This window comes from Microcella sp. (assembly GCF_019739195.1).
Taxonomy (GTDB): Bacteria; Actinomycetota; Actinomycetes; order Actinomycetales; family Microbacteriaceae; genus Microcella.
In genome coordinates, this window is record NZ_JAHHDS010000003.1 from 976,241 (window position 1) to 988,295 (window position 12,055).

The following is a 12,055-nucleotide window of genomic DNA, read 5'->3' on the forward strand; positions in this document are numbered from 1 at the left end:
GCTGGTGTGCCGAGCACAGCGTACGACGAGTCGGCCCGGGGCATGACATAGCCTCGACCTCGTGAACGAACGCCGTGCTGCTGACGCCTCTGATCTCACCGTCGACGAGCAACTCTCGCTGCTCTCAGGTGCCGATTTCTGGCGCACGCGCGCACTGCCTGAGCACAGCATCCCGAGCGCGATGCTCGCTGACGGGCCACACGGGCTGCGCGCTCAGCTCGAGGCGACCGACCACTTGGGTCTCGCGAGCAGTGTGGCTTCGACGTGCTTTCCACCGGCGGCGACGCTCGCGAGCAGCTGGAACGAGCAGCTCGTGCACGAGGTCGGCGAGGCGGTCGGCCGTGAGGCACGCGCCCTCGGTGTCGGCGTCGTGCTCGGCCCTGGCATCAACATCAAGCGGCACCCCCTGTGCGGCCGCAACTTCGAGTACTACAGCGAAGACCCGCTGCTGAGCGGGCGCTTGGCGGCGAGTGCGGTGGCGGGCATCCAGAGCACGGGCGTCGGGGCGTGCCTCAAGCACTTCGCCGTCAACAATCAAGAGCACCGGCGCTTCGTGATCGACGCGATCGTCGACGAGCGCACACTGCGCGAGCTCTACCTGCGGGGCTTCGAGCACGCGGTGCGGCACAGCGCGCCGCGCATGGTCATGGCCGCCTACAACCGCATCAACGGCGACCACGCGACCGAAGCTCGCTGGCTGCTGAGCGACATTCTGCGCGAGCAGTGGGGCTTCGACGGGGTCGTCGTGAGCGACTGGGGTGCCACGGCGAACCGACCTGCGGCCGTCACTGCGGGCATGGATCTCGAGATGCCCGGCGGCGCCGGTACCGAACCCGCGCTGCGCGCCGCGCTCGCCGACGGCACGCTCGACCCCGCGCACGTCGCGCTCTCGGCGCAGCGGGTGATCGACCTCGCGGTGCAGGCTCAGGATGCTGCTGCCGAGCCCGCGCCGACGATGGCCGAGCTGCTCGAGTCGCATGACGCGCTCGCGCGCCGCGCGGCGGCGTCGAGCTCGGTCGTGCTCACGAACGACGGGATTCTGCCTCTCACGCCCGGCACCCGCGTCGCGCTCATCGGCGCGTTCGCCGAGGCGCCGCGCTACCAGGGCAGCGGCAGCTCGCTCGTGACGCCGACGCGATTGACGACCGCGCGCGAGGCGCTCGAGGCCGCGGGGTTCGAGGTGACCTACTCTCCCGGCTACGAGCCCGTGCGCTCAGCCCTGACTCCGATGCTCGCAGCCGAGGCGGTTGAGATCGCGCGCGACGCCGACGTTGCCATCGTCATGGTCGGGCTGCCCGGCATTGCCGAGAGCGAGGGCTTCGACCGCGAGACGCTGGCACTTCCGGCGCAGCACGACGCCCTCGTCGAGGCGGTCGCCGCGGTGAATCCGCGCACAGTCGTCGCGCTGAGCGTCGGCGCCCCCGTGCTGCTGCCGTGGCGCGACGGCGTCGCCGCCATCGTGCTGAGCTACCTAGGGGGCCAGGCGAGCGGCGGAGCCCTCGCCGACGCGCTCCTCGGGGTCGTCGAGCCGGCCGGGCGCCTCGCCGAGACGTGGCCCGCGGCCCAGAGCGACGTCGCGGCAGACCCCTACTTTCCGGGCGGCCTCGCGCAGGTGCACTATCGCGAGGGGCTTTTCGTCGGGTACCGGCATGCGACCACCGTCGGGGTCGCCCCGGCGTTCGCGTTCGGGCACGGCCTCGGCTACGGCTCGAGCGAGTGGGGGGCGGCGAGCGCGAGCTCAGCATCCGTCGCCGCGGGCGGCAGCGTGACCATCTCGGTCGCCGTGACCAACACGGGCGACCGCACCCGCCATGAGCTCGTGCAGGTCTACGCACACGACCGCTCGGGCGTCGTACTGCGGCCCCGTCGTGAGCTCGTCGGCTTCGCACGCAGCTCACTCGAGCCCGGCGAGACCCGCGCCGTCGCGATCGAGGTCGCCGCTGACGCTCTGCGCTTCTGGGATGCGCGGGCGCGCGACTGGGCGCTGCCGCGCGGCAGCGTCACCTTCGAGGTCGCGCGGTCGAGCGAGCAGATCGAGTCGGTGGTCGAGGTGCGGGTCGATGGCGACGCCCTCGACTCTGTCGAGCCGCCGCACACTGCCGCGATCGCCGCAACCGACGAGCAGTGGGCGCATCGGCTCGGCCGAACGATTCCCGCACCCCGACCCGCGAAGCCCTTCACACGAGAGTCGACGGTCGGTGACATCGCTCACACGCTCACCGGTCGTGCGCTCGCGGCCGCCATCGCGCGCATGATGCCCGTGAGCGACGACGACAAGGACGACCCCGCGTCACGAGAGCTCATCGAGCGCACCGTCGCCGAGCTGCCCCTGCGCGGGCTCGCCCAGATGTCGCAGGGTCGCGTCTCGTGGAAGACGGTGGATGCTGTGGTCGCGTTCGCGAACGGACACCCCGTCGCGGGCCTCCGTGCCCTGCTGCGCCGCGGCTAGCGCTCGTCTTCTTCGGCCCGTGAGAGGCGCTGCGAGACGTAGACCGGAATGAACGACAGCAGAATGAGCACGGTCGCGATCACGTTGACCTGCGTCGCCTCATTGGGGCGCGCCATCTGGTTGAACATCCAGAGTGGCAGCGTGTCGACACCAGCGGGGGCCGTGAAGATCGTCACGACAATCTCGTCGAAGCTCAGCGCGAAGGCGAGCAGGCCGCCGGCTACAAACGCGGTACGAAACTGCGGAAACGTGACGAGCCGAAAGGTCTGCCACAGGCTCGCTCCGAGGTCCATCGAGGCCTCTTGCATGCTCGGGTTCATGCGCCGCAACCGCGCGAACACGTTGTTGAAGACCATGACGATGCAGAACGTGGCGTGCGCGATGATCATGCCGAAATAGCCCACCTGAATACCGATGGGCTCAAGCACGTTGTTGAACGAGTTGCTGAAGGCCACGCCGGTGACCACGCCCGGCAGGGCGATCGGCAGCACGATGAGCAGGTTCACCGTGCTCTTGCCGAAGAAGTCGTAGCGCTGCAGAGCGAAGGCCGCCAGGGTGCCGAGCACGAGGGCGATCACCATGGCGCCCGTCGCGACGATCACCGAGTTGCGCACCGCCGCCCAGAGCGCCTCGTTCTGAAAGGCGCGCACCCACCAGTCGAACGTGAAACCGCTGATCGGCCAGTTGGCGATCGGCGCCACGTTGAACGAGTTGATGATGACGAGGAAGAGCGGCGTGTACATAAAGACGAGCACGATCGCGACGATTGCGCCGAAGGCGACTTTCGCGGGCCGGGTGAGTCTCAGCATGAGCGCGTCACATTCTCTCGAGGGCGCCGGTGCGCCGCGTGACCAGCAGGTAGATGACGACGAAGGCGATCGGGATGACCGAGAACGCTGCCGCGACGGGTGGGTTCAAGTTGATGTTCGAGGCGATGATGCTGCCGATCATCTGCGCGTTTGCGCCGCCCACGAAGCGAGCGACGATGTAGTCGCCGAGGCTGAGCGAAAAGGTGAAGACGCTGCCGGCGATGAGGGCGGGCCAGAGCAGGGGCAGCACGACGGTGCGGATCGTCGTGAACCCTCGAGCGCCGAGGTCTGCAGAGGCGTCGAAGAGGTTTACCGGTATCTGACGAATGGCCGTGTAGACCGGCAGCGCCATGTACGGGAACCAGAGATAGGTCAGGGTGAGAATCACAGTCGGGATGCTGAAGCCGGGCCCGCTGATGCCGAACGGCGCCATCAGCCAATTGAAGAGACCCTCTTCGGTGAAAGTGATGCGCATCGCGAGAATCTTGACGAGATAGCCCGCCCAGAGCGGCAGCGTGATGGCCACGGCGAGCACGGCCCGCACCCACGGCGAGGCGAGCTTAGCCATGAAGATGCCGAGCGGAATCGCGAAGAGCGCGCTCAGCAGAGTGACCGACAGGGCGATGCCGAGCGTGCGCAGGGAGGTGTTGATGTAGGCAGGTTCGCTGAACACGAGAATGAAGTTGTCAAGAGTGAAGCCCGGAATCACCTTTGAGGTGAACGAGTCGATGTACCAGAAGGCCGTGACGAGCAGCAGTGCGAGCGACACAATGTAGAGGCCGACGAGCCAGGTCAGCGGGAGGCTCAGCAGACCGACGAGTCGCATCCAGCGGTGCCGGTAGAGCAGCGTCGAGACGGGCTTGCTCGTCGGCACCGGTCGCGGTGCCGGTGACGTCGTCGCCGAGGTCGAGATCGCGGTCACGGTCATCCTTCGTGGCAGAGATTCAGATCGAGGTGGTGCGGTGGGGCGAGACGGTCAGCCTCGCCCCACCGCGGTCAAGAGCTAGCCCTTGACGGTTGCCCAGGCGTTGGTCCAGTCCTGGAACGAGGTGCACTGCACCTCGGTGCGGCCGTCGATGCACTGCTCGATCGGGGTGGTCCAGTACCAGACGTTCTCGAAGTACTCCTCGTTGAGAGCGTTGAACTCTTCACAGTGAGCAGCAGCTTCGTCGCTCGTCTCGCAAAACGCGCCGTTGGCGGGAGCCATGCCGAAGTTCATGGCGATGGCACCGTTGACGTCGGCCTGGCTGGTGTAATCCATCCAGAGGTACGCGCAGTTCGGCGAGTCAGACTCGCTCGAGATCATCCACGCGTCAGACCAGCCGGTCGAGCCCTCCTGCGGCAGCGTGCCCTGCATGCGGTCGTCGGCCGTCAGCTTGCGCAGAATCTCCCACGAGGTGCCCGCGACGGTCGTGCCGCCGAGGAACGAGGTGATCTGTGCGACGGGGTCGGCCCAGTACTCGGCCACGATCTCGTTCTGCTGCTTCAGCAGGTCGACAGCCGCAGCGAGCTGGGTCTCGTCGAGCGCATAGGGGTTGGTGATGCCGAGCTCGGGCTGGTGGTACATGAGGTACACCGCGGCGTCGGCGATGTAGATCGGAGCGTCGTACGCTGTGATCTGGCCGGCGTAGGGGCTGTCGGCCTCCCACACGATGTCCCAGCTGGTCGGCGTCTCGGTGACGACGTCGGCGTTGTACTGCAGGATGTTCGCGCCGCGGCCGATCGGAACGCCGTAAACCTTGCCGTTGATCGTGTCGTACAGCTGACCCTGCATGCCTGGAACGATCTCGTCGCCGAAGTTCGGGAGGAGTTCGCGGTTGATCGGGGCGACATCGCCGCCAACGATGAGGCGCAGGCTCGCGTCACCCGAGGCCGACACGAGGTCGTAGTCGCCGGTGCGCATGAGTTGAACCATCTCGTCGCTGGTGCCCGCCACGCGACGGTTGACGACGCATCCGGTCTCTTCGGTGAAGGTGTCGGCCCAGGCCGGCTCGACGAAGCCCGACCAGGCGACGATGTCGACCGAGCCCTCGGCGTCGCCGAGCGCCTCGAGCATGGGCACATCAGGAACATCAAAGACGAGCTCGCCCGAACCGTCTGTGCCGGTCGGGGTGGCGCACCCGGCCAGCAGCAGGGCTGCGGCCGCGGTCATGGCCGAGAGGGCCATCAACTGCTTTCTCATGGTTTCTCCTTGGGATAGGGGTGTTGCGGGGTGTTGGTGCGTGGGTCAGGGCACGACGGCGGCGTGCTCGGTCACCCAGACCGCCCGCACGATGTCGCCGCGGTGGTAGGGCGCCGTGTCGTCGGGCGCGTGATCGTTGTGCCGCTCGGCGACGACGCGCAGCCCGTCGACGGTGTCGACGATGTACCGCGTGGTTGGGCCGGTGTAGACGGTCTCGACGATCGTGCCGTCGACGCAGGTCTCGTGGGCGGCGGGCTCGGTGCGAGCATCCACCAGTCGAACACGTTCGGGGCGCACGCTCATCGCCTTCGGCACGCCCGTCAGTCGTTCGGCGTGGGCAGCGTCGATGAGGTTCGAGAGGCCCAAGAAGCCGGCCACGAAGGCCGTCTGCGGGTACTCGTAGACCTCGCGCGGCGTGCCGACCTGCTCGACGCGACCGTTGTTGAAGACCGCGATGCGGTCGCTGAGCGTCAGCGCCTCTTCTTGGTCGTGGGTCACGAAGATGAAGGTGATGCCGACCTCGCGCTGAATCTGCTTGAGCTCGATCTGCATCTGCTCGCGCAGTTGCTTGTCGAGCGCACCGAGCGGCTCGTCGAGCAGCAGCACGCGCGGCTGCAGAATCAGGGCGCGCGCCAGGGCGATGCGCTGCCGCTGGCCGCCCGAGAGCTGGTGCGGCAAGCGGTCGGCGTGCTCGCTCAGCCGCACCTGGGCGAGGGCTTCGCTGACACGCTGACGCTGCTCAGCCTTGTCGACCTTGCGCACGCGCAGGCCGTAGCCCACGTTGTCGGCGATGGTCATGTGCGGGAAGAGCGCGTAGTCCTGGAAGACGGTGTTGACCGTGCGATCGAAGGGGGCCGCGTGAGTGACGTCGGCGCCGGCGATCGTGATCGATCCGCCGCTGGTCTCTTCGAAGCCGGCGATGAGGCGCAGCACCGTTGTCTTGCCCGAGCCCGAGGGGCCGAGCATCGAGAAGAACTCGCCCGACTCGACGGTCAGGTTGAGGCTGTCGACCGCGACAGTGTCGCCGAAGCGCTTGGTGACGTCGGTCAGGTGCACGGCTCCCTGACCCTCATCGGGTGTGACGGCGCCGTACGTGGTCGACGCGGAAAGGTCTGACATTGCGGCGGCACTCCTCCGAGACATCGTTGTGGTCGGTGCGATAACTGTAAACGTATAGTTTCATATCTTTTGTTTCGATCGCGTAACGGCCGAGTATCGATCACAGGTCGGTGCCCCAGAATGAGCCCATGAGCCTCCGCAGTGCGCCGCCCCGATCGGGTCGCCCGACGCGGCTGCACAGCGCCGTCTTCCAGCCGATTGGCGACGAGGGCCGTGCCGCCCTGGTCGAGCGCCGCATCGCCGAGGCGATCATGGGTGGGGTGCTCTCGGCCGGCGAGCGACTGCCGGCCGAGCCCGAGCTCGCCGCGGCCATGGGCGTGGCGCCCGCCACGGCGCGCGAGGCGCTGCTCGTGCTGCGCGAGCGCGGCCTGATCGTCACGCGCCGCGGGCGCAATGGCGGCAGCTTCGTCGCCGACAGCGCCGACCCGGTGCAGTTCGCGACCCGTGCACTGCTCGACAGCTCTCGCGTCAGCCTGCGCGACGCCGGCCAGCACTACCTCGCGATCACCTCGGCCTGCGTCGACCTTGCCGCTCGCCGAGCCGACCCCAGTGAGATCGCCAGCATCCGCGCACGGCTAGAGCGCGTCGACGACCACGACCTCGCAGCGTGGCGGCGCGCTTCAGACGATGCCGTCATCGAGCTTGCAGCCCTCAGCCAGTCGGCGCGCCTCACGCGCGAGCAGATGAAGCTGCAGGGCGAGTTCTCCCCGCTGCTCGCCCTCATCGATACCGATGCCTCCAGCCGCAGCACGAACCGCGACCACTTGCTCGAGGTGCTGGGCGCCGTCGGCGCAGGAGACGCGGGGGCCGCGACCTCTGCTCTGCGCGACGGCACTCGCTTCATGATCGACTGGCTCATCGCCTACCGTGAACGACACGGAGCCACCATGACCGCCCCCGTCGCGACCGTGCCGGCTCCGCCGGCGCCGGCCACACCGACCCGCCCCGAAAGGAGCTGACCGTGAGTATCCACCCCATGACGCCCGCGTCGAGCACCGCCGCCGAGCATCCGGTCGAGCTCGTGACCGAGTACTTCGCCCGCGCCATCGATGCGCTGGCTGACTGGCGCGAGAAGCTGGCCGCCGAAATCAATGCGGCTCGAGCGGATGCTCCGCTCACGACCGACCGCCTCGACGAGCTCGTCGAGCCCTCGGCCCTGCGGCTCTTCGACACCGTCGACCTGCCCGTCTACGGATCGGGCTTCATCGCGGCGCTCGACTGGCTGGCCGACGCGAACAGCCACCTCGCCTGGTGGCAGGGGCCCGAGCGGGCACAGCTCGTGCTGGCCGCGCAGTCGGTCAACAAAGAGCACATCGACTACAGCGAGCTTGAGTGGTACCGCGTACCGCACGAAACCGGTGAGCCGCACGTCGCCGGTCCGTATGTCGACTACCTCTGCAGCGACGAATACACGATCACCGTGGCCGCGCCCGTGCACATCAACGAGGTGTTCGTCGGCGCCGTCGCTCTCGACCTGCTCATCGATCGGGTCGAACGCGATCTCACGCCACGCCTCGCAGCGTTCGGCGGCGACATCTCGATCGTCAACGGCGTGGGGCGGGTGCTGCTCTCGACGAGCCCCGCGCGCGCGACCGGTGACACGATTCGCGGCGACGATCTCGATGCCTTCGAGCGGTTCGCGTGCCCGGGCATGGCGCTCGACGTTCTCATCGCTCGCTGAGAACTGTTCCGTCTCTTCCGCGGCGCCTGGCACACTGAGTGCATGTCGTCGTGGACCTTCCTGACCCACCATGCGCACGTGTTGCTCGAGGTTGCGAAGAATCCCGATGCCACGGTGCAGCAGCTCGCCGACGAGATCGGCATCTCGACGCGGTCGACCGTCACGATCCTCGGCGATCTCGCGGCCACCGGCTACCTCGAGCGCGAACGCCGGGGCCGGCGCAACCACTACTCGGTGGTTCCGACGGCGCCGCTCCGGCATCCGTCGAATGCGGGGCACACGGTCGGCGAACTGATCTCGGCGCTGGCTGAGCTGCGCTGAGCACCTGAAACGGTCTCGCCCGGCAGTAGGCTCGCACCATGTCAGATCACGATGAGCGCCCCGTCGGCTTCATGGGCCGCGTGCGCAACATGAAGGTTCTCACCTGGGTGCTCATCCTCGGCCTCGTCGGGCTCACGGTGAGCGGCACGACCCTGCTGTTCGTACTACTCAACACCTAGGCCGCACGTACGGGTGCGGTTCAAGCACCGCACGACCGCTCAGCCGAGTATGACGGCCTTCTTTGCCTCGAACTCTTCAGGGGTGAGGATGCCCGCATCGCGCAGCTCGCCCAACTGCTTGAGCTGCTCGAGAGTTGCGCTCATGTCGTTCGCTGGCCCAGCAGGCGCGGCCGCGGGCGCGGGGGCCGGAGCTGCGGCGGCCGCCGGAGCTGCAGCCGTGGCCTGCGCCCACTTCGCGTGCTGGCGACGCTGAACCTTGCCGTGCACCGAACTGGCGACGGCGGCGTGGGTGGCAGTGCGAAGCAGTCTCATGGTCAGTCCTTCTCAGTCTCATCGATCGCGGCGACCAGCGCCTCGACCTCGATCGGTCCTTCGGCGAGCAAGACGGCGCCCTCGTTCTGCCAGGCGGCGAGCGCCGAGATCATCGACAACTCTTCGTAGATGACGACGACGGCGACCGCGCCCGGCGACATCGCCTCGCCGATCTCGTGAATGTCGTCGTCGTCGAGCAGGTACGAGGCGGCACCGTCGAAGAACGCCATGTCAACGCCGTCGATCTCGCCGAGGTCGTGGGCGGGAGTCGTCACGACCTCACCATCGCTGCCCTTGGTGAGGAACTCGATGTCGAGCACGAGGATGCGCGCAGCATCCGACAGTTCGACAATGCGGCGGAAGCCCGCCCCCGTGACCTTTCCGTCAGGGAACTCGATGACGACGTAGTCGATCGGTCCGAGGCGCTCGTACTCGTCTGCAGTGGCCATGGCGGCTCCTTCGCTCGCGCTCAGCGTAGCCATGCTCAGCACTGCGATACCAGGCTTCGAGGCTGTGAACTGAGCACGGGTTTCTGCCGGCTGACATCTCGACGACGCTGCCGGACATGGTGCAGTGTGAGCACCGTGACCGACGCCGAGCGCGAGCAGCGCTTCCGCACGCTCGCCGAGCAGATTCTCGAGCCCGTGCGGCGTTATCTGGCACGTCGCACCGACGCCGCGACCGCCGACGATGTGCTCAGCGAGACGATGCTCGTCTGCTGGCGGCGCCTCGATGACGTGCCGGCTGGTGACGAGGCCGTGCCGTGGGCCTTCGTCGTCGCGCGCAACCTGCTCGCCAACGCGCAGCGCGCCGAGCGACGCCGCGGCCGGTTGACCGCCAAGATCATCGCGCTCGACCCGCCTGCAGCCGTCGTCGAGTTCTCGGCCGACGAGAGCGGCTCTGACGCGGTGCGGGATGCCCTCGCGCAGCTGCGCCGCGACGATGCCGAGCTGCTGCGCCTCTGGGCGTGGGAAGGCCTCGAGACTCCGCAGCTGGCGACCGTGCTCGGCATCAGTGCGAACGCCGCCGCCCTCAGGTTGAGCCGGGCAAAGGCGAGACTGAAGACCGAACTGCTGACATCGGCGCCGCCTGCCGGACATGTCGAGACAGAGGAAGGGAGCACCGATGCGCGACGATGACCGCCTGCTGCGCGAGCAGCTGGCCAACGCCGACCCCGCACGCGACCTCGCTCCCCTCCCGCCGACGTGGCTCGACCACAGGATGGAGCAGCTCATGACCGACCAGACCCCCCTCGCACCGACCGCCGACGTTCGCCGCAGCCCCGCGATGCGCATCTGGGTGCCGATCGCGATCGCCGGCACCGCGGCCGCTGCGGCGGTGGCGATCGCCGTGCCGCTCATGCTGGGCGGCACCCCCAGCGTCGAACAGCTCGCGCTGCCCGAGGGTGGCGGACTCGCAAGCGGCAGCTGCCTGGCAGTGACCCCGGAGGGGCTGCTCGACCAGGAACAAGCCTTCGCCGCACGCGTGCTGACTGTCGAGGGCGATGTCGTGACGTTCGAGGTGACCGAGCGCTTCGCAGGCGAGGTCGCCGACCGAGTGACCGTGCCGCAGGTCGATGAACTGACGAGTGACTTCTCGCTCGTGCCGTTCGCGGCGGGCGACACCGTGCTCGTGGTCGCCACCGACGGCACCGTCACCGGATGCGGGCTCAGCGGTGCCGATACCGCCGAGTTGCGCGCTGTCTACGACGCGGCGTTCGGCAGCTGAGCGCATCTGCCGGCGGTGGGCCGTTCGCCTCTATGTGGCGACGGCCCGCCGGGTATACGGTGAGCCCAATTCGCTCCGCAACGAAAGGCGCAGCCCGTGATCCGCTTCCTCATCCGCCTGGCCATCTACGTCGGCACGGCCGCCCTCGCGCTGTTCGTCGCCTCGTTGCTGCTGCCCGGGTTCGGGCTCTCGGCCTCGGGGTTCATCATCGCTGTAGCGGTGTTCGCGATCGCGCAGAGTATCTTGACCCCCTTCATCGTGAACATGGCGCGCAAGTACGCACCCGCCGTGCTCGGCGGCATCGGGCTGGTCTCGACGTTCGTGGCGCTACTGCTCGCGAGCCTCTTTCCGGGCGGCATCACGCTGAGCGGCATCGACACGTGGGTGCTCGCGAGCCTCATCGTCTGGCTCATCACGGCGCTCGGCGGCTGGCTGCTGCCGCTGCTCTTCTTGCGCGGCAAACTCGCCGACTCGAGCGCCGCCGCGAAGCCCTGACCTGCGCCGTCGGCCCAGAAAACGATCAGCCTGCGCCGAGTGCAGGGTCGGCGTGCATCCAGGTGACCGTTCTACGCTGAGTCTGCGGAGAGGACGCCGTTCGACGCTCCCCCGCCATCGCGTGAAGGGAACCGCTATGCGCAGCTCGTCCTCCTCCAACGGCTTCGACCTTCGAGAGGCCGTCGAGAACCTCCGCGACGCGTTCACGCCTCGCAACGGGTCGCGGGGCGCTACCGCCCACGGCGATCTGCGCACCGCGATTCTCGCCGCGCTCGCCCACGACGCGAAGAATGGCCACCAGGTCATGCAGGCGATCACCGCCGCCAGTGGCGGTTCGTGGATGCCCGCCGCGAGCGAGGTCTACCCGATGCTGCAGCTGCTCACTGATGAGGGTCTCGTCAGCACGCGGCACGACGGCGAGCGCACGGTCTACACGCTCACCGACGCGGGCCGCGAGGCCGCCGCTGCTGCCGCCGAAGCGCACGACAGCGAGCACGAGGCTTGGAGCCGCCCCGACTGGAGCATGAGCGACTTCACCGACCGCATGAGCGGACGCTGGAACGACCACTGGAACGAGCGCACCTCGGCCGTGCCGCGCGCCGGAGCCAAGCTCGCGCAGGCCGCCGCGCAGGTCACCCAGAGCGGCACGCGCGAGCAGCAAGAGCGCGCCGCGGCGCTGCTCGACCAGACGCGCAAGGCGCTCTACGCCATCCTCGCTGAAGACTGAGTCGTGCCGAATGAGGGCGTGAACCGCGCTCCGACGAACGACCCGGCGCTGAA

15 protein-coding genes are annotated in these 12,055 nt (G+C 68.2%); 9 read left to right on the forward strand and 6 right to left on the reverse strand.

Annotation, left to right across the window (positions count from 1 at the left end):
* Positions 1-61 precede the first annotated feature (61 nt).
* Positions 62-2,449 carry a glycoside hydrolase family 3 C-terminal domain-containing protein gene (locus KL788_RS06530; RefSeq protein ID WP_293169616.1) on the forward strand — a complete coding sequence of 796 codons (2,388 nt, stop codon included), beginning with the start codon at positions 62-64 and terminating at the stop codon, positions 2,447-2,449.
* On the opposite strand, the gene KL788_RS06535 is transcribed toward KL788_RS06530, so the two are convergent.
* The 4 genes from KL788_RS06535 to KL788_RS06550 form a co-directional block, all read right to left on the reverse strand.
* Positions 2,446-3,258: an ABC transporter permease gene (locus KL788_RS06535; RefSeq protein ID WP_293169618.1), complete on the reverse strand. Its 813-nt coding sequence runs from the start codon at positions 3,256-3,258 to the stop codon at positions 2,446-2,448. The genes KL788_RS06530 and KL788_RS06535 overlap by 4 nt on opposite strands.
* A 7-nt stretch (positions 3,259-3,265) precedes the next feature.
* Positions 3,266-4,180 carry an ABC transporter permease gene (locus tag KL788_RS06540; RefSeq protein ID WP_293169620.1) on the reverse strand — a complete coding sequence of 305 codons (915 nt, stop codon included), beginning with the start codon at positions 4,178-4,180 and terminating at the stop codon, positions 3,266-3,268.
* An 81-nt stretch (positions 4,181-4,261) separates the two neighbouring features.
* On the reverse strand, positions 4,262-5,440 hold the full coding sequence (locus KL788_RS06545; RefSeq protein ID WP_293169622.1) for an ABC transporter substrate-binding protein: 1,179 nt from the start codon (positions 5,438-5,440) through the stop codon (positions 4,262-4,264).
* 45 nt (positions 5,441-5,485) lie between these two features.
* The gene (locus KL788_RS06550; protein ID WP_293169624.1) at positions 5,486-6,559 is read right to left on the reverse strand and encodes an ABC transporter ATP-binding protein; all 1,074 of its coding nucleotides are present in this window, start codon (positions 6,557-6,559) and stop codon (positions 5,486-5,488) included.
* Positions 6,560-6,687: 128 nt separating this feature from the next.
* On the opposite strand from KL788_RS06550, the gene KL788_RS06555 reads away from it, so the two are divergent.
* From KL788_RS06555 to KL788_RS06570, 4 genes are read left to right on the forward strand one after another with little or no spacing between them, the layout of a single operon-like run.
* The gene (locus KL788_RS06555) at positions 6,688-7,518 is read left to right on the forward strand and encodes a FadR/GntR family transcriptional regulator (protein ID WP_293169626.1); all 831 of its coding nucleotides are present in this window, start codon (positions 6,688-6,690) and stop codon (positions 7,516-7,518) included.
* 2 nt (positions 7,519-7,520) lie between these two features.
* Complete coding sequence (locus KL788_RS06560; protein WP_293169628.1) at positions 7,521-8,240, forward strand: cache domain-containing protein; 720 nt, start codon at positions 7,521-7,523, stop codon at positions 8,238-8,240.
* A 42-nt stretch (positions 8,241-8,282) separates the two neighbouring features.
* Entirely contained in the window at positions 8,283-8,561 is a 279-nt protein-coding gene (locus tag KL788_RS06565; protein ID WP_293169630.1) for a helix-turn-helix transcriptional regulator, read from the forward strand.
* A gap of 38 nt (positions 8,562-8,599) precedes the next feature.
* On the forward strand, positions 8,600-8,740 hold the full coding sequence (locus tag KL788_RS06570) for a hypothetical protein (RefSeq protein ID WP_293169632.1): 141 nt from the start codon (positions 8,600-8,602) through the stop codon (positions 8,738-8,740).
* Positions 8,741-8,779: 39 nt separating this feature from the next.
* Here the strand turns inward: KL788_RS06570 and KL788_RS06575 are convergent, their stop codons facing one another.
* A complete protein-coding gene (locus KL788_RS06575; RefSeq protein WP_293169634.1) occupies positions 8,780-9,052 on the reverse strand; it encodes an SHOCT domain-containing protein in 273 nt (90 codons plus the stop codon).
* A gap of 2 nt (positions 9,053-9,054) precedes the next feature.
* Positions 9,055-9,501, reverse strand: coding sequence for a DUF6325 family protein (locus KL788_RS06580; RefSeq protein WP_293169636.1), 447 nt, complete (start codon positions 9,499-9,501; stop codon positions 9,055-9,057).
* Between the two features lie 135 nt (positions 9,502-9,636).
* Here KL788_RS06580 and KL788_RS06585 point away from each other — a divergent pair, with 135 nt between their 5' ends.
* The 4 genes from KL788_RS06585 (at position 9,637) to KL788_RS06600 (ending at position 12,002) form a co-directional block, all read left to right on the forward strand.
* Positions 9,637-10,191, forward strand: coding sequence for an RNA polymerase sigma factor (locus tag KL788_RS06585; protein ID WP_293169638.1), 555 nt, complete (start codon positions 9,637-9,639; stop codon positions 10,189-10,191).
* The gene (locus tag KL788_RS06590) at positions 10,178-10,780 is read left to right on the forward strand and encodes a hypothetical protein (RefSeq protein WP_293169640.1); all 603 of its coding nucleotides are present in this window, start codon (positions 10,178-10,180) and stop codon (positions 10,778-10,780) included. The genes KL788_RS06585 and KL788_RS06590 overlap by 14 nt, the downstream gene beginning before the upstream one ends.
* A 96-nt stretch (positions 10,781-10,876) precedes the next feature.
* A complete protein-coding gene (locus tag KL788_RS06595) occupies positions 10,877-11,275 on the forward strand; it encodes a phage holin family protein (protein WP_293169642.1) in 399 nt (132 codons plus the stop codon).
* A gap of 136 nt (positions 11,276-11,411) precedes the next feature.
* Positions 11,412-12,002, forward strand: coding sequence for a PadR family transcriptional regulator (locus KL788_RS06600; protein ID WP_293169644.1), 591 nt, complete (start codon positions 11,412-11,414; stop codon positions 12,000-12,002).
* Positions 12,003-12,055 lie beyond the last annotated feature (53 nt).